The sequence below is a fragment of the Agrobacterium sp. 20P9.1.2 genome (assembly GCF_057799395.1).
The window spans coordinates 1-15,762 of the sequence record NZ_JBYOKI010000012.1; the positions used below are offsets into that span (position 1 = coordinate 1).

The window sequence follows — 15,762 nt, forward strand, 5'->3', positions numbered from 1 at the left end:
ACAAACACCGCCTCCGGAATCCATCCATGGAACGACAGCGCTGTTTCGAAAGAAATATAGCTGCCCGGCACGAGGTTTTGGGCGATGGCAAAGGGATGAACCGGGTCACGTCGATGACGCCGCGCCATAACATAACAACCCCGCTTCAGGCGAATAAGAGACCCGTCTTTCAAAGCGCGGTTGACAAGGCCATACCGACGCGCGTCACTACCGCCAAGCAACTCGGCGAGTTGCTGGTCATTCACAAAACGATCAGCCAATCCGGCTGCAAAAATCTGGTCCGCCAACGAAGACATATTTCCAGATACTTCCATTTTATGAAAGTTTCAAGAATTTTCCAAATGCGCCGTATCAATTATTCAAGGATCACTCTCTATAGAGGCGATATGAGGTCATCCTTCTTCGCCACGAGGATGGTTTCAGGGTAATGTTTAACGCAAGCCCAAACGTGCAAGATTAACCCAGCCGTTCCAAATAAATCCCAGTCGTACAAGGTCCTAACCTGTGTAGACCTGGTTCATAATTATTCCTACTCTTTGCCGAGCCTATCAACAGTAACCCCAAGAGCTTCCGCCAGAGCGTTCTTGCCGTCGTCTGGCATCAACATGAGGCCCGCCACGATCGCTTCTTGCCAGGCTTCCCCGCGCTCCCATGCCTCATAATAGGCATCGGCTAGAAGATAGCCCTGTCGTGTCTCCATAAGAGCCACGGATAGCAAAGAGGCCTGCAAAAGATCCTTATCTCTCTTGGGTACCCCAATCGCGTCAGTATGCCGCCTGGAAGCCACAATCAGCTTGTGGATGGCATATCGTTCGGGAGCGGGAACATTCACGCTCACGCCCTCCCGGTGCAACAGCACAGTTCTCACCGGCTCATAGATCAGGAAGTCCAGGAACCGTAAGTTTTCGGCAGACGCGCCACCGAGTGCAGGCATGGAAGAGGGCTTTCCCGTGTACTCGTCCGATCCACGGTTACTCGTCAGGAATTCAACGCGGTAGTTCACCGAGTTTACAAAAGCGACCACCTTTGCCCTGTCAGCTTGGTGCGGGACCGCCCGAAATGTGGTGTCGATCGATTTTAGGAGATCGAGGATCGGCGGCAGGCTATCCTCGACTTCGGCCGAGATCGCAAAGTCTTGTGCGAAGTCAGCGTCGCCTGTCTGCATGGAGGCACCAGGGAGCCTGACACCGAGGAGACCCGAGTAACAGCTGAATGCTACAGAGCCGATCAGAAGCGCTCGAAGACGGAAGAGGCCTGCTTCCGCAAGGACTTTCGTCACTTCACCCGCGAACCGATCAGGAGCGGACATACCGCCGCTGCGTAGAAGCATCCCGACGAGACGCCTACGCTCGCGGATGTTACCCTTGATTTCCTTATGGCGGCCTACGCGAGCTGTGATCTCTTCATCTGCCTCCGGCCCCACGTAACGGCGTTTTTCACCCTCATCGGTCGGGTACTCAAAATACCAGTAGTTGCGTCCCTTGACCGGTACGGACAAGAACCGACCGTCTAATGAAAAGTCTGCTTCGAATTGGGCGTCGAATGTCCGTTCCGCGAGTTCAGCGAACGCAGTGCGATATAACAGATCGATATGCTTCACGACGTCATCTTTGTTATAAGGAATTTGACAAAACCTTATAACGAATTCAGGCTTGTCGTACAATCCACAAATTGCCGTCAAAATCTCTATATGTGCCTTAAATTGGTTTCCTAGGCTACGGACATAAACGCAAACACGAGACGGTCGCTAACGTTCTCCCATATAGACAGAATTCCTGCTGTCGAGCAGTATATCAAGCTCGACGCGCAAGGTAAGCCTGACATCCGAGGTTATGCAAATCCACGATCGTCGAGACTGCGCCTCCAGCATCCGACGCCTTTGTAAAGTGTCGAGGCGCTCTATGCGATTGGCATTTGTAACACGCTCGCTAATGAAATCCTTTGCAACATCATCGTTGAAACTTGCCTCACACTCGTTCTTTTTCAAGTGCCGACCGAGTAGGGAACAAAAAAACGGCGCGTTGGTCTAACTTTTGATACAGCAAACCAGACCCGGGCTGCACAAAGGATCTCAGGGCTCAGGCTCTTGCCGTATCGTAACCTCCGCGCCATAGGCCTGGCGCAGATCGTTCTGGCCAGGCTGACGGTCGTTCGCCTTGTGCAGCAGCGTCGAGGTATATCCTGTTTCGCGCGCTCCCTCGATCAGTGTAACGTCGGCATTACCGGGGTTGACGGAACGTTCGAACCAATCGACCGGATGCTGCAGGAAATTCATTTCGAAGGCACGATTGGTGACACCATGGCCGACGATAACCACGCTGTCGTGGCCATGTCGGGCCTCGTGCATGATGGTTTGCAGGAACAGCCGCATGCGCTGCGCGACATCGGCGCGGCTTTCGCCATCGGGCGGCCGGGCGTAGAATTTGCCACTGTTGCTGCGCAGTCTTGCCCATTTCTCGAATTCGTCAGGAAACTTTTGTTTCCGCTCCGCGTGATCGTAGATCTCAGTGAAGAGACCAAAATCCTGCTCGCGCAATAAATAGTCTTCGCGCACCTTGCCGACGCGCTCGACAGGCAAGGCCTCAAGCAGCGCGTCCTTGCTTTGCCGGGTCCGCAGGAACGGTGAGTACCATACGCGCAACTTCTGTGACCCCGGCTCTGTCAAACCGGCTAAAAAAGCCGTGATCACGGCACCGGCTTGCATAGCTTGGCGATATCCCCATTGCGTCAGCGGTACGTTATGATCGCCAAACTGGCTGTAAGCCCGTTCGTCTAGGTTGCCAAGGGATTCGCCGTGACGAACAAGAAAGACGCGCATAGGCCATCCTGCAGAAGATATTTAGGACGCCACGGGGCCAGATAGTCGGTAACCCTGATGGCATCGGCAAGCCCTTATTATCATATTCAAAACCACAAGACCACGAAAGCAGCGCAGGCCCGCTGGCTCAGAAAGGTGACCTGTCGTGGGCAACCTTTCGACAAAGTGGTTGCTTCACCACTATGGCAGACATCAGCTAATCCGCTCCTTTGCCGTCCTCATATTCCGCCGTTCCCACCCGACAAGCACAAGGCTTGCCGCGACGATAAGAACTGCGCCGATGAAGACGTTGATCGCCGGTATCTCCGTCCAGATGGCGTAACCATAGATGAACGCCCAGATCAGGCCGGTATATTCCACTGGCGCGAGTGAGGATGCGGGCGCGTGTCTGAAGCCTTCGTAGAGAAGATATTGCCCGATTGTCGAGACCAGTCCGACCCCGATCATGAGAAGCCAGCCTTGCGCATCCGGGTTCGTCCAGAGCCAGGGCAAGGACAGTGCGCAGGCGATGCCGAACAATGCGCTGGTGGCATACATCTGCGTTAATGTCGTTTCGCTTTTGCTGACGAGGCGAATGAGGATGGTGCTCCATGCCCAGCAGAAGCCCGCGATGATGCACAGTGTTGCGGGCAGCCAGTTTGGAGAGTTGGCCGGATTGGCAGCCACGATGACACCAACGAAACCGACCACGCAGGCTATCCAGCGGCCTGCGCCGACTTTCTCCTTCAGCACGAAGATGGAGAGGACCATGACCATGATGGGTGCAGAGAAATAGAGCGTGGTGAGTTCCGCCAGCCCTAGATATCGCGCGGAGCTGTAGAACAGCATCCATGCGGTGAGCATGAGTGCTGCGCGAAGAACGACGGTGCCGCGATATTTGCTTTTGAGGATGGAGGGGTGGCGGTAGCGATGTGCCAGTATGCCGGTAATCAGAACAATGACGGCGCTTCGCACAAAAAGTATCTGCGGAACCTCGTAGCTTTCGACAAGCCATTTGACGAGCGCATCCTGTAGAGCAAAGCAGGAGTAGCCCATGGCCGCCAGCCCGATGCCGAAAAGCGGCCTTGCTTCCAATGATCCTGTCATGCACGTCACCACGATACTGCTGATGATCTGTACTAGCCCAGTCCGGTGTGACGATCCATCAAATTGCAGCAGCCTCCTTCGAGGTGTTCCGTCGATGACCTGATGAAGGAACTCCTTGTGTGTGGTCAATGGCGACTAGCCTCGCTGACCGACCAATCGACATCGAGCCTGATACACCTTACACTGCATATTGGGCATTTCAGTCCTTCAATTGTTCATCTGAACGATCTCTCATTTGTCCATGGCGCTCGCTTGCGTGCACTGGCCGTTAGAAAGCACATCATGGCACAAAAGCCCCGCAGACCGCTCGATCCAAGAGATGCCGCCGAAGCTCTGTTTGCCGCTCCCAAAAAGGCTGCAGCACCCGCCGTGGAGAAACGCGCTATCCCAACGACCAAGGAGCTCGTTTCCTTAAAGATCGACAGTGACGTCCTGGCATATTTCCAGGACGATGGACCGGGCTGGCAGGAGCGGATCAACGATTGTCTGAGGATCCAAATGTTGGCCCGGCGCGACAGCGAGGATTGAGCCGACAGCCGGCATAGGCCAAGTCTCAGTTACAACGAGACATTGCGGTTTGCGACGACTGATACTCTTGTTTTGCTATCGAGGCCAATGTGCAGGTCCCGGATCATACCGGCAGCCAAAAGAAATGCGTCGCGGACCTGATTATCGTCGCGCCAGCCTCGTTCTACCGATAGTGCTGTTGTGTGAATATCAAGCGATATATCGCGGCCCGGACCTGTGGGTATGCCGATGGCACCTCGCAACTCCGCAATCATTGCAACGGCACGCTCCAACGCCCGGCGTTTTTGGAACGCGTCAAGGTGCTCCATGCGATTGGCATCTCGAACAAGTTCGCCAATAAAATCCGTTGTCAGGCTCATGGTCGAAAAATGCCGGAACCATTCGGTCTTGCAAGTCCTGACATCGAAATAAACACCGGACGCCGCCGTTTCACTCGATCTGTGATCTAACGGCATCACCGAGCAGGCTTGTCCTGTCACTGCAAGGCGAGGTTGCCCCTGGGAACCCTACCGTCCCTGTCATCTTAACCTCAGTGAGACAGATCGAACCGAACTCTACGGAGATGATATGAACGTCGAGCACTTTATGCTGTCAAAGAGCGACTGGATCCCCAACAACGAGACATTGCCAGTGATCATCTATCGCCAAATCGCCCCATGTATGGACTCAGGCGCATTCGAAGATCTGTTTCTTAAAAATGGATGGACCGCCACCTGGCGAAACGGCGTCTTCGATTACCATCACTATCATAGCAGCGCCCATGAGGTTTTAGGGATCGGTCGTGGTCATGCTGCGTTACAAATCGGTGGGTCAGATGGACCCGTTCTGGAGATATCGCCGGGAGATTGCCTGGTCCTGCCTGCCGGGACGGGCCACAAGCGGTTGAAGGCTTCGCCCGACTTTCAGGTCGTCGGCGCATATCCGCCAGATCAGGAGGTCGACATACAGCGCTCAGCTCCGACGAAAGATATGCTGAGAAAAATCAGGGCGCTTGCTACTCCAACAAATGATCCCGTAGAGGGTTCGCCGGGTGCTTTGCAGAGGTTATGGGGCAAAAGATAAACACCCATCCACATCACGCAACAGCAATCGAAGTTACCGGCCGTGGATATCGTTCACAAAAAGGGGGAACGAAATCCGTCATAAGCAGTTCGTATCGATTGAGTGGCGTGGCGGCGCCACCGCTTGCATGTTGACCACGGATGTACTGGCAACAGATGATGACAAGCGACAAAAGGTCGGTGCAATTGCCCCGACCTTTTTTGTTTCCAAGATGTTGAAGAGAAATGCTCAGGCCGGGCTTTAACGCTCGTAAAGCCTAAAAAAATTGATTTGTGGTCCAAGATTAGCGGTCCAGGCAGCACCTATAAGCCGGCGACAAATTGGGTATAGAGGTCAACAATCGATACATTTTACAGGTCAGAATTCGCACAAGGCTCCGCTGGAACCGGTCAGTGACCGATCGCATTTGCTCCGGGTAAGGAGAATGCTGCATGAGCCAGACAGAGATCAAGCAATACACCGCCGAAATGCTCCAAGAAGTCTACGAGCTGAGTTTGCCGAAAGCCATCGAGGTTTTAGATCGCTTCGGTGGAGATAGCACGTCGATCGAAAAGATGATGAAGCGGTGTCCTCATAGGGGCTCTAAGAATAGCCGCTAAAAGGAAAATAAGGGGTCGGTCTATGACCGAAGATTGTTCCTGATTGGCACCAAGCGTCTAGCCCATCAAAATATTTGCCCGTTTGCGTTGGATATCGAGTGGCATTCTCGTCAAAACGTTGGATTTCATGAACCTGCGCAATGACCTCAGCGTCGTAGTCACCATGCTCCGGTTCGTACTTGTCGACTTCTTTTTTAACTTGATGAAGAGGTCAACCAAATCATGCCCCGGCTTAGGTTCTGCGCGCCTCAATTGGAAGAGCGACGACCTGATCGTCAATTCGGTGCTCTGGCGACACAGCCCAATTAGGGGCGGAACAAGCATGTGCGTTCCATCCTTGACTATGTCCCAGAGTTCATCAAACGCCATCTGGTAAGACCATGCGATCCTGTCCTATGGACTGGAAAGGTGGTCTGGTCTTTCCTGAAGGAACGCCTGAAATTTGGGGCGGTCGGTTCCAAGCTGGCTAAAGAGTTTCTCGCGGAGTACTCATAGTTCCCCTTCCCTGATGGTTTAGACGTTTTGTAGTCCGTTCACTTTTCGCAGGTCACTATTAAGCCGTGACTGCCAACCCTTGCCCATAGCTTTGTAAAGATCGACAACATCCGGATCGAGGCGAATAGTGACGGGCGTTTTGTGAACGTCTGCCTTTGGCCTCCCCCTGCGCGCTATTTCAACGTCTATGTTCTTCGCCAGATAGGGGAACGCCTCACGGAACGGCTTTGCTTTTATGCCGTCGCGCAGCTCCAACGGCTTTTCGATCTCTGGATCGGGGCCGATCATGTCGCCGGTCGCTGTTTCCACCCACCAACCATCCGCATCCATATGGATACCACCTTTTGCGACAAGTTCCTTCATGGCGTGATCGTACGCGTGCCAGCGGCGTAACAGCTCGGCGTTGTCGGCTTCGCTATCGCTCAAATCCGCTGTCATAAACTCAGGCCATTTGCTGGTCATAGTGCTGTCCTTTCTGCCTTGCTCGCCTGCCGCATTGGGATAACGGACAGGGCTTCAGAACCGAGGGGGCGAAATACCACCGCTATAATGGTACGGCCCTGAAAATCACCAACTGCCTTGAAGCGCCCAGCCCTCGTTTCTTCGACCTTACAGGCGATGAAGAAATCAATCGTCAGCTCTGCGAAGTCGAGGCCATGCTTTTCGATATTGGATCGGCGCTTCGGTTCGTCGTAAGTGATTTTTATATTTTGTAATTACATTAATTCAAAATACGGCGCAAGATTTTTGTGCGTACAATAATTAGTGTTTAGCAAGCTTGCTCCGATGTAGGCAAGATTTGATATTGCCATGATTGCACGCAGCGCGGACCGAGCTTTTTTTTCAAAAAAGTGTAAAAAAGCGCCCCAAGACCGGCAATTTTCTGTGTGTGAATCCTTAAATAGGATGAGGCACCAATCCTCACTAACCCTAATTAGAAGTGACATATCACTGACTTATCTCCAAATTCTAACTGAAACCACGACTGCTACCCGCGTAGCAGCAGCCGGCATATTTTCCGTTATCGAAGTTCTTGACGTGAATGAGAACGACATAGCCGGCTAAGCGTGAGCATCATAAAAAGCCTCGTCATTCGGAGTAAAATTTTCCCGTGCGTGCACTCCTTGTCGGAGACGACGGTGACCTGTCCAGCCGCATTGCCAGCAGCCTGCGGGACGAATGTTGGAACAAGCACCAACTTGTCGCCGTTCCAGTCATACCGATTTGAAAAGTTGATATTTACCCATTAAAATGGGTTGAATAAATTCGTAAATCGCATTAATTGTTCCACTAAGAGGGTCAATCAATGCGCTTCACGCTCCAAACCCATTTTGACGACGCATGGCACCGTGCGGCAACGCTAGAACTGAAAGACGACGCGGCCGGTTTCCGGGGCGCGTCTATTGTCGATTACGATCTCGACTATTTCGTCAATGTGGCATCGGCGGAATTCGCAGCCGGAAAAACCGTCCGCGACCGTCACGCCTTATCTGTCTGTTATCCCGTTGATTTAGAAAATCGATGTAGCAGCAACTGGCCGCCTTTCCTCCTGGATCTTATGCCGCAGGGGCATGCAAGGCGAAAGCTTGCGGAACACCTTAGCCTTGCTGAAGGTTCGCGCGCCTCCGATCTCCCGCTGCTGTTACGATCGGCAACAGGCGGTATAGGCAATATTCGGATCAAAGAAGCGTCAGACGAAGAAACAGAGCGGCTACGCGGTGTTGAGCGCCAAGGGGTAACAGAAGTGGAAATCCGTGAACGGTCGGATCGCTTCATGGAAGTAGCCGACCGCTTCGGCATGCTCGCCTCAGGCTCCAGTGGCTTGCAAGGCGAGTGGCCGAAGGTCTCAATGACCCAGGCAGATAACGGGCTCTATTATCCTGACAGCTTCGTGGGGGATGAAGAGGCTGTGCGCCATATCATCGTCAAACTGGTGCGCAGCAACGAACCTGTGGATCGCCTTATACTCGAAGGAGAAGCTCTCTATTCGCGGATTGCTCGCGAGATCGGCCTTAATGTCCACGAACCGTCGACCTATGCCGAAGGCGTCTTGATCATTCCCCGTTTCGACAGGAAAAAGAGAAAAGGCGGTGGCACTGTGCGGTTGGGGCAAGAGAGTCTCGTTTCAGCGATTGGCGTGGCCGATTTCGGACATATCGGCACACATGAGGCCTATATCGACGTTCTACGTCGATATTCGGCTGATCCTTTCTCGGACATAGTTGAATACTTGAAGCGCGACATTGCAAACCAAGCCCTCGGCAATCCTGATAATCACGGCCGCAATAGTGCGCTAAGCAAACACCAGGAGGGCACGATACGTTTGTCTCCGCTCTTCGATTTCGCCCCTATGCGGCTGGCCAGGGAGGGGATTGTTCGCTCCACACGATGGGCAACTATGCGTGAAAGCGGTCGCGATCATCGTCCCGATTGGAGAAGCATTTGCGGTGAATTGGCACCTGATCCTGCCGAGCAGAAGGTGCTAGCAACTGCACTCGCCAAGTTTGCCGAACATCTGCGCCAAGTTCCTGCCATAGCAAAAGATCTGGGAGCATCTCCGGAGATTCTAGGGCGTGCGATGGGACGCTGTATCGAAATCGCAGACAGTGTTTTAGAGACATGCCAGTGATGGCGGGGAACAGGTGATGGCTCGTTGGAAAAAACCCACAAAAGAAGAAATTCTTGAGAACCGGCGAACACTGGCGGAGCGCGCTCGAACTGGGGACTTAAGGCTGCCAAGTGCTGTGCTAGAAATCCGTAAAGGGTTCGGTATGACGCAAGAAGAGTTCGCCAGGACGCTATCGCTTACCCGGCGCCAAGTCGCTGAGATCGAAACAGGAACAGGGAACCCGACGCTCGAAACATTAGAAAAGATCGGCAGGCTTTTCGGGTTCGGAATCGGTTTCGTACCCAAAAGCGGTTGATGCAAAAGCTGAATTGCGCGAGAACGAAATCCGCAAGAGCACGCCAGACCACGTCTCCCTTCTACCAACTCCACCGGAAGCGTAAACAAGCGCCCGGCAAAAGCCGGACGCTCTTTCTCATCTGCTTGACGGCACACTTACGGCAAAAGGTGCTTGAGCGGGCCGTGTCCAGGGCCGCGCGGAGGTTTGCCCGCAGGCCCGAGCTCGTCTGTCTTGCCATCCTCGTGAACGATGTAGCTACCATGCAGAAAACCGTTATCGAAACGGCCTTGGACAGTAACGACCTCATCCGGCTTGACGATCTTTCCGCCCTCACCTTCAGGTCCGGTTTCAACCAGCGCTCGCCCGCTATCGTCCTGGACGATAAACTTGTTGCCAAATATCTCCGCGACCTTGCCTTTGATACTGATCAAGCTGTCTTCCGACATGGCAGAAATTGCGGTCGGAGCAAGCGGTGCAAGTTCAGCGGACGGGCGTGTGAGCTTCATGGCGCCAGCGCCGCCTGCAACGCCAACGGCAAGGATGGCGAAAGCACCGAGCGCCACGGCAGCTGCGTGTCTCTTTTTTGGCTGAGGGTGTGGCTTATGGGCTTCGCCCTGGCTCTGCGTGGTTTCCGGTCCAGATGTGATCGACATTTCAGGTCTCCTTTGTTTGTGGATGACCTTTTTTAGCAAGACAGTGCCGCCAGCAGCCTGAACCATCTGGTTCAGCTTGAGTTAAGCGTGAGCATCATAAAAAGCCTCGTCATTCGGAGTAAAATTTTCCCATGCGTGTACTCCTTGTCGAAGACGACGGCGACCTGTCCAGCCGCATTGCCAACAGCCTGCGAAACGAAAACTTCGTGGTTGATATCGCGCGCAATGGTGAAGATGGGCAGCATGCAGGCCTGACCGAAGCCTTCGATGTCGCTGTCCTCGATCTGGGGCTGCCGAAGATCGATGGTGTCGCGGTTCTATCCTCGTGGCGCGAAGCGGGCCGCACCTTTCCGGTACTCGTTCTGACCGCGCGCGATGGTTGGCCTGACAAGGTCGCAAGCTTCAAAGCCGGAGCTGACGACTTCCTGGCCAAACCCTTCAGGGTCGAGGAGCTTGTATTGCGGCTTCGGGCTCTCGTTCGGCGGGCTAACAATCATGCAAGCGCGATCGTTACCTGCGGTTCGATTGTGTTCAATGCCCAGCTGGGCACCTTTGAAAAAGACGGTGTGCCGTTAAAACTGACGGCCCTTGAATGGCGTGTGCTCTCATGCCTCATCCTGCGCAAAGAAGTGATCGTGGATCGGAGCGAACTGATGGAGCGGGTCTATGATGGCGACGCCGACGTGGAATCAAACTCAATCGAAGTCATCGTTGCTCGACTGCGCCGAAAGATTGGCGCTGAGTTCATAGAAACGGTTCGCGGCAGAGGCTACATGTTGACGGCAGCGTCATCATGAGGTTTTGGCGCCGCCAACAACCACGGTCGATTGCCGGGCGCCTGATTGCGTTTTCCATCGCATTTGTGGCAGGCGCTGTCCTTGTTGCATCCGTGATCCTCTGGTTTATCGTTGCAAGCGTCGTTCGCGAGCAAATCGATCAACGGCTCGACACCCAGATCGAAGGTTTGCGAAGCGCGCTTGGCCTCAGTGAAGACGGCTCAGTGAGACTTGATGCTCAGTTCAACGGGCCACCTTTTGATCGGCCGGGATCCGGATGGTACTGGCAGGTGACATCCCAAAATCTCAGCTTGTCCTCCCGCTCTTTGCAGACCGATCGTCTTGAGCCGCGCCGCCGCCCAGACTGGCGTGACCTTGGAACGAGCAGGCCCCGACCGAGCGAGGCCGAAGATGCGCACGGCAAAGCGCTCTATGCCAGAACGTTGCAGGCGCAAGTTGGCGATCAATCGGTACAGATAACGGTCTCGGCACCGCAATCGGCGTTGACCGATCCGGCCTTGCGCTCACTGATGTGGCTGGTGCCTGCCATGTTGCTCTTAGGCATTAGTCTTCTCATCGGGACATATTTTCAAGTGCGCTTTGGCCTCAAGCCGCTCATTCGCCTTGCAACCGATATTGGCGCGGTCTCGAGTGGAAACAAAGCGAGCCTGCCGGATGCCGGTGTCGACGAATTGAAGCCGGTGTCTATCGAGATCAATCGCCTGATTGCATTGAACACCCGGCGTCTGGAGGACACGCGCATCCATTTCGCCAACATGGCTCATGGCCTAAAAACACCCGTTGCCAGCCTGACCATTGGTCTGAATGAAAAAAACGACCCGGACGGCGGCTTAAGAGACCTTGTTCATCGCATTGACCGACGCATTCGCCACCACCTGGCAGATGCGCGCAAGGCCGCGGTTGCAGAGCTAGCCGATCAGCACACCATCGTCCGTTCGCATCTCAACGATCTCCTTCTCGTCCTGTCAAATGTCTATCGAGCCAAAGACCTTTCCATTCGCTGCGACGTCGATGGTGACATCGGTGTTCGCTGCGACCCGGAAGACCTGGATGAGGTTCTCGGCAACCTTCTCGATAACGCATTCAAATGGGCTGCAACAACGATCACTGTTTTTGCAGAGCAAAAAGGACAATTCATCGAATTCAAAATCAGGGACGATGGCCCCGGCATATCCGAAGACAAGATAGAATTGGCCTTTCGTCCCGGCTTGAGACTGGATGAAACTGTGACGGGAAGCGGATTTGGTCTGGGAATCGCAAAGGAGATTACCGAGCTCTATGGCGGAACGGTTTTGCTCAAAAATATCGAGAACGGATTTGAGGCGGCGGTGACACTCCCGGCATCATGGGAAGACAGGGAAACGCTCGGCTAGCCTTTTGAGACGTCATCATCGACGTTCCTCACACCACAGTCGAAATAGGAGAAAACATCGAGCTCATCTGCGACGCGTGTAGACGGCTGATCTCGGTCGGATGGCGCGGGCCAATATCACGAGGCGACATCGAGTTTGTCAGCGCACAATTTGGCGACAGCCTCTTGCAAAAGCTTGATCCTCTCCGTTAACCAGGCAAGTTCCTCATCGGTAATCTCATAGGCTGGCGAATATCGAGCATCCACATAGGCCCGGTCCAGCCGGCTGAAACAGCGTCTGGCGAATTTCGTATCACGCGGCCAGACCGCAATCAGCGAGGGCGCAAGGCGCTCGGCCTGTGAGCGAAGGAACGTCAGCTTGTGAGACTTGGGGCTGTAGAGTGCGAGTACCAGCAGAACGCAGTGGTACAAGCGTTCTGCGGCTTGATGTAGTTGAAACGCCCCATGTTTCGGTTGCTGGTCTCGAAGAGCGTACTCCGCTTGTCTCATGCAATAAGTCGCGCTTGGAAACCAATGATCAAAGTGTTTCTTTGCCTCGTCCCGGGCTTCCTGCGGCGACAGCATTTTGGGTGAGGCAAGCGGATATCCGGGTGCATCGTAAAGCGGGATGCCGTCTCTGGCGATGTCCACAAAAAACGGCAGTCCCCGCGCAAGCTGCGAGTTCACATCGCCATAGGTGTGGACGATGAAATTAACCGGTGTCGCGATGTTGCGCGTAATCGTCAACTCCTGCAGCAGCCGTTCTCCGGCGCGTTCCCAGGCTTCGTAATTTTCGCCGAAGTTGTCGTAGTTCACGACGACGAGAAGATCATAATCGGAGAGATAGCCGCCCGTGTGATCCTCGACCCAATTGCCGCGCGCGTATGATCCAAACAGGATAACCTTGACGATACGACCACGCTTGTTCTTTTCGGAAACTTTTGTCTTCAGCGCATCCTCGAACTCCTCAAACAGAACCTGCGTGACGCGCTGAAGTTCACGATGCTTCTTCGCAGGCAAATGGCTGAGTTGTTCAATATCCATCAAAGGTCCTCATATCGCTCAACACATCACTCGACCATCGCACGGGGCAACCATGCCAGATTCGATCGCGTGATTTTACTAAACTGTTTCGTCACGCCAGATGCCGTTCACGAAACTGGCGACCATGCAGCGTATCGATCTTTCTATCTTTCCTCGTTCAGCCCGAAATCGCGGATCGAGGGTATTAAAGGACACTATTGCCTGCTGGGCCTGTGTCGGTTGCAGGCCTCTTTCCCAAGCTGCTTGTCATACGCCGAAGCGTTGCGTCCTTCCAGACGAAACGGTGAACCAGCGCCATGACAACATGCCCTCCAATGAGGATCGAGAGAAACCACGCCAGTACACCGTGAAGAAGATCGCCAAGTGCTACCATCCACGGGATTTCAACGCCGGTTGATGCAACCCACGGCTCCCAACCCTTGCCGCTGCCATAGGTCCGTAACAGCGCAATAAGCGGGATGGCAAACATCAGGATGTAAAAGGTCACGTGAACTGTCGCAGCGACACGTCCCGACCAGCCTGGCGATTGCACCGGACGATGGTTGCGATTGACGGTCCACCAGATAGCGCGAAAGACGACAAGCACGATCACCACAAGGCCAACGGTGCCATGGCCAGGTCCAAGCGACGTGACTGTTCTGACCCACTCCGTATCCCCAAACAATCGCCACGTCAGAATAACGATAAACTGCCAGATCAGCAAATACGCCATCGTCCAGTGCAGCAACCGGCTGACCAATCCGTAACGCCCCGGTGTATCCATCCACATGCAAGAATTCCTGGTTGTCCTTGACTGCCTCTAGCCGCGATCAAGCGATAGGGCAACAGACACGGTCAGTCGTAAACGATCAAAGGCCTTGGTACGAATTCCCCTTTTGCGCTCGCGCCAGACGCCCGCCCGTCCTGCCGCTCACTACAGCGCTATGGAGAGCGCGTTCCCGTCAGGCCGGCCTCACCGATCGGTTACTTTCTTCAGCCTGTGTGCAAGGCCTCCGGTCGCCGGTTTCGTGGTGCTCGTACCCAGATCACAATCGATCCGTGTCGTTTGCTTCGTCATGATCACCAGCACGAAAACCATCAGCTTCACTACACCGGTCCGTAAGGCCGGTATCGCCTCTGGTGGCCTGCGCATCTGTCTCTTTCCACAGCAGGCCACCGAACAGAGCACGATCGGCATCGCGATCAAGGAAGGTGGGGAGGTCGCGTAAAAGCCATTGCCTCAGGTCACACGGATCGCTTGGATCGTCATCCTTCGCCAGGCGCTCCAGCACAAATGAACCGAGCAATATCTTGCGCCGGGTTTCCTGCGCGCGCTCCTGCTTGCCCAGCCGTGATTGCAAGATGCGTTTGCGCTCTTCGAGCTCTTTGATGCGTTGCGCGATCGGCTTTCTCATAGCGGTGTCATCCTTTGTCCGTCTGCGATCGGGGCGTATTGGAACCTCGATCTCGCAGGTCCACAAGCTGCAGATCTGCACCTCGCCATCCCACGCCTGAGAATGTTAGCCGTGCCCCGGTAAAAGCAACAAGGGCGCACTTACGAGTTGCAGCGTGCTTGACGCAGCCGTTTGTCGATTTGGCAAAGGACAGTTGCCGGTGGCGATTTACCATTGCAGCAGCAAGCCAATTTCCAGATCAGCTGGCAGAAGTGCCGTGGCTTCGATTGCCTATCGCACCGCAAGTCTGCTGGTGAACCAGCGCGATGGGCTCGTGCATGATTTTACCGCCAAGCAGGGTGTCGATTATTGCGAGATTGTTCTTCCCGACGGTGTCGATGCACTATGGGCGCTCGATCGATCGGCGCTGTGGAATGCAGCGGAGGCTGCCGAGAAACGTTGCGATGCGCGCGTAGCCCGTGAGTTCGAAATCGCCATACCCCATGAGCTCAGCAGCGACGAGCGACTGTCGCTGGCCCAAACCTTTGCGAAAGGTCTCGCCAACCGTTATCGTGCGGCTATCGATTTCGCCATTCACCTTCCCCAGGGCAAAAGCGACATTCGCAATGTCCACGCCCATGTGATGATGACAACCCGCGAAGTCACACCGAATGGCTTTGGCGAAAAGACGCTGATCGAGCGCGAGAACAAATGGCTCATCGCCCAAGACCTGCCAACCTCTCACAAACAGATCCGTGACATCCGCCAAGCCTTTGCAGAACACACCAACCGGCATCTGATGCGGGCCGGTTTGGATCTACGCGTCGACCATCGCTCGCATCTTGAGCGCGGCCTGTCGATTGAACCAACCGAGCATATGGGGGTGCATGCCAGCCAGATGCAGCGGCGCGGCCTGAAGGTCTCGCGAGCCCGCATCGAGGAGCAGGCTGCGAAACGAAACGCCGATCTCATCGCCAAAAAGCCGGACGAGGTCTTACGTCTTCTGACGGATGAGAAAAGCGTGTTTGATCATCACGATATCGCCCGCAC

Annotated in this window: 19 protein-coding genes; 8 read left to right on the forward strand and 11 right to left on the reverse strand. The window is 54.4% G+C overall.

All coding sequences use genetic code 11. From position 1 onward, the window contains the following. The 4 genes from AC27VJ_RS22405 to AC27VJ_RS22420 all read right to left on the reverse strand — a co-directional run. The coding region (locus AC27VJ_RS22405) for a type IV toxin-antitoxin system AbiEi family antitoxin domain-containing protein (protein WP_488685903.1) at positions 1-296 on the reverse strand (296 nt) is incomplete at its 3' end. Between the two features lie 233 nt (positions 297-529). Continuing rightward, on the reverse strand, positions 530-1,600 hold the full coding sequence (locus AC27VJ_RS22410) for a nucleotidyltransferase family protein (RefSeq protein WP_488685888.1): 1,071 nt from the start codon (positions 1,598-1,600) through the stop codon (positions 530-532). A gap of 471 nt (positions 1,601-2,071) precedes the next feature. Then, positions 2,072-2,818 (reverse strand): histidine phosphatase family protein, encoded by a 747-nt coding sequence (locus AC27VJ_RS22415; RefSeq protein ID WP_488685889.1) that lies wholly within the window; start codon positions 2,816-2,818, stop codon positions 2,072-2,074. A 192-nt stretch (positions 2,819-3,010) separates the two neighbouring features. Next, the gene (locus AC27VJ_RS22420; RefSeq protein WP_488685890.1) at positions 3,011-3,904 is read right to left on the reverse strand and encodes a DMT family transporter; all 894 of its coding nucleotides are present in this window, start codon (positions 3,902-3,904) and stop codon (positions 3,011-3,013) included. 282 nt (positions 3,905-4,186) lie between these two features. Here AC27VJ_RS22420 and AC27VJ_RS22425 point away from each other — a divergent pair, with 282 nt between their 5' ends. Beyond that, positions 4,187-4,432 carry a BrnA antitoxin family protein gene (locus tag AC27VJ_RS22425; RefSeq protein WP_488685904.1) on the forward strand — a complete coding sequence of 82 codons (246 nt, stop codon included), beginning with the start codon at positions 4,187-4,189 and terminating at the stop codon, positions 4,430-4,432. 29 nt (positions 4,433-4,461) lie between these two features. Here the strand turns inward: AC27VJ_RS22425 and AC27VJ_RS22430 are convergent, their stop codons facing one another. Beyond that, positions 4,462-4,911: a hypothetical protein gene (locus AC27VJ_RS22430; protein ID WP_488685891.1), complete on the reverse strand. Its 450-nt coding sequence runs from the start codon at positions 4,909-4,911 to the stop codon at positions 4,462-4,464. Positions 4,912-4,999: 88 nt separating this feature from the next. On the opposite strand from AC27VJ_RS22430, the gene AC27VJ_RS22435 reads away from it, so the two are divergent. Continuing rightward, positions 5,000-5,494, forward strand: coding sequence for a cupin (locus tag AC27VJ_RS22435; protein WP_488685892.1), 495 nt, complete (start codon positions 5,000-5,002; stop codon positions 5,492-5,494). Positions 5,495-5,925: 431 nt separating this feature from the next. Further along, positions 5,926-6,093, forward strand: coding sequence for a hypothetical protein (locus AC27VJ_RS22440; protein ID WP_488685893.1), 168 nt, complete (start codon positions 5,926-5,928; stop codon positions 6,091-6,093). Between the two features lie 513 nt (positions 6,094-6,606). Here the strand turns inward: AC27VJ_RS22440 and AC27VJ_RS22445 are convergent. Both AC27VJ_RS22445 and AC27VJ_RS22450 read right to left on the reverse strand, forming a co-directional pair. Continuing rightward, the gene (locus AC27VJ_RS22445) at positions 6,607-7,050 is read right to left on the reverse strand and encodes a BrnA antitoxin family protein (RefSeq protein WP_488685894.1); all 444 of its coding nucleotides are present in this window, start codon (positions 7,048-7,050) and stop codon (positions 6,607-6,609) included. Continuing rightward, positions 7,047-7,295: a BrnT family toxin gene (locus tag AC27VJ_RS22450; RefSeq protein ID WP_488685905.1), complete on the reverse strand. Its 249-nt coding sequence runs from the start codon at positions 7,293-7,295 to the stop codon at positions 7,047-7,049. Before AC27VJ_RS22450 ends, AC27VJ_RS22445 begins: the two co-directional genes overlap by 4 nt. 599 nt (positions 7,296-7,894) lie before the next feature. Here AC27VJ_RS22450 and AC27VJ_RS22455 point away from each other — a divergent pair. After that, positions 7,895-9,217 carry a type II toxin-antitoxin system HipA family toxin gene (locus AC27VJ_RS22455; RefSeq protein WP_488685895.1) on the forward strand — a complete coding sequence of 441 codons (1,323 nt, stop codon included), beginning with the start codon at positions 7,895-7,897 and terminating at the stop codon, positions 9,215-9,217. A gap of 16 nt (positions 9,218-9,233) precedes the next feature. Further along, positions 9,234-9,512, forward strand: a complete 279-nt coding sequence (locus AC27VJ_RS22460; protein WP_353578961.1) for a helix-turn-helix transcriptional regulator — start codon at positions 9,234-9,236, stop codon at positions 9,510-9,512. Between the two features lie 137 nt (positions 9,513-9,649). Here AC27VJ_RS22460 and AC27VJ_RS22465 read toward each other — a convergent pair whose 3' ends face one another. After that, positions 9,650-10,147, reverse strand: coding sequence for a hypothetical protein (locus tag AC27VJ_RS22465; RefSeq protein ID WP_488685896.1), 498 nt, complete (start codon positions 10,145-10,147; stop codon positions 9,650-9,652). Between the two features lie 131 nt (positions 10,148-10,278). Between AC27VJ_RS22465 and AC27VJ_RS22470 the strand changes: the two genes are divergently transcribed. Both AC27VJ_RS22470 and AC27VJ_RS22475 read left to right on the forward strand, forming a co-directional pair. Beyond that, positions 10,279-10,944: a response regulator transcription factor gene (locus tag AC27VJ_RS22470; RefSeq protein WP_488685897.1), complete on the forward strand. Its 666-nt coding sequence runs from the start codon at positions 10,279-10,281 to the stop codon at positions 10,942-10,944. Positions 10,945-11,111: 167 nt separating this feature from the next. Then, entirely contained in the window at positions 11,112-12,317 is a 1,206-nt protein-coding gene (locus AC27VJ_RS22475) for a sensor histidine kinase (protein ID WP_488685898.1), read from the forward strand. Positions 12,318-12,433: 116 nt separating this feature from the next. On the opposite strand, the gene AC27VJ_RS22480 is transcribed toward AC27VJ_RS22475, so the two are convergent. The 3 genes from AC27VJ_RS22480 to AC27VJ_RS22490 all read right to left on the reverse strand — a co-directional run bounded on the left by AC27VJ_RS22480 (position 12,434) and on the right by AC27VJ_RS22490 (position 14,733). Next, the gene (locus tag AC27VJ_RS22480) at positions 12,434-13,339 is read right to left on the reverse strand and encodes a HEPN domain-containing protein (protein WP_488685899.1); all 906 of its coding nucleotides are present in this window, start codon (positions 13,337-13,339) and stop codon (positions 12,434-12,436) included. A 184-nt stretch (positions 13,340-13,523) separates the two neighbouring features. Next, positions 13,524-14,108 carry a cytochrome b gene (locus AC27VJ_RS22485; RefSeq protein WP_488685900.1) on the reverse strand — a complete coding sequence of 195 codons (585 nt, stop codon included), beginning with the start codon at positions 14,106-14,108 and terminating at the stop codon, positions 13,524-13,526. Between the two features lie 256 nt (positions 14,109-14,364). After that, on the reverse strand, positions 14,365-14,733 hold the full coding sequence (locus AC27VJ_RS22490) for a mobilization protein (RefSeq protein ID WP_488685901.1): 369 nt from the start codon (positions 14,731-14,733) through the stop codon (positions 14,365-14,367). Between the two features lie 199 nt (positions 14,734-14,932). On the opposite strand from AC27VJ_RS22490, the gene mobQ reads away from it, so the two are divergent. Beyond that, positions 14,933-15,762 (forward strand): MobQ family relaxase (gene mobQ / locus AC27VJ_RS22495; protein WP_488685902.1); only part of this gene is annotated, 830 nt, incomplete at its 3' end.

Coding starts and splice junctions, on each gene's coding strand:
- AC27VJ_RS22415 (WP_488685889.1), bottom strand. CDS start 2,818: ATGCGCGTCTTTCTTGTTCGTCACGGCGAATCCCTTGGCAACCTAGAC.
- AC27VJ_RS22420 (WP_488685890.1), bottom strand. CDS start 3,904: ATGACAGGATCATTGGAAGCAAGGCCGCTTTTCGGCATCGGGCTGGCG.
- AC27VJ_RS22425 (WP_488685904.1), top strand. CDS start 4,187: ATGGCACAAAAGCCCCGCAGACCGCTCGATCCAAGAGATGCCGCCGAA.
- AC27VJ_RS22435 (WP_488685892.1), top strand. CDS start 5,000: ATGAACGTCGAGCACTTTATGCTGTCAAAGAGCGACTGGATCCCCAAC.
- AC27VJ_RS22440 (WP_488685893.1), top strand. CDS start 5,926: ATGAGCCAGACAGAGATCAAGCAATACACCGCCGAAATGCTCCAAGAA.
- AC27VJ_RS22445 (WP_488685894.1), bottom strand. CDS start 7,050: ATGACCAGCAAATGGCCTGAGTTTATGACAGCGGATTTGAGCGATAGC.
- AC27VJ_RS22455 (WP_488685895.1), top strand. CDS start 7,895: ATGCGCTTCACGCTCCAAACCCATTTTGACGACGCATGGCACCGTGCG.
- AC27VJ_RS22460 (WP_353578961.1), top strand. CDS start 9,234: ATGGCTCGTTGGAAAAAACCCACAAAAGAAGAAATTCTTGAGAACCGG.
- AC27VJ_RS22465 (WP_488685896.1), bottom strand. CDS start 10,147: ATGTCGATCACATCTGGACCGGAAACCACGCAGAGCCAGGGCGAAGCC.
- AC27VJ_RS22470 (WP_488685897.1), top strand. CDS start 10,279: ATGCGTGTACTCCTTGTCGAAGACGACGGCGACCTGTCCAGCCGCATT.
- AC27VJ_RS22480 (WP_488685899.1), bottom strand. CDS start 13,339: ATGGATATTGAACAACTCAGCCATTTGCCTGCGAAGAAGCATCGTGAA.
- AC27VJ_RS22485 (WP_488685900.1), bottom strand. CDS start 14,108: ATGTGGATGGATACACCGGGGCGTTACGGATTGGTCAGCCGGTTGCTG.
- AC27VJ_RS22490 (WP_488685901.1), bottom strand. CDS start 14,733: ATGAGAAAGCCGATCGCGCAACGCATCAAAGAGCTCGAAGAGCGCAAA.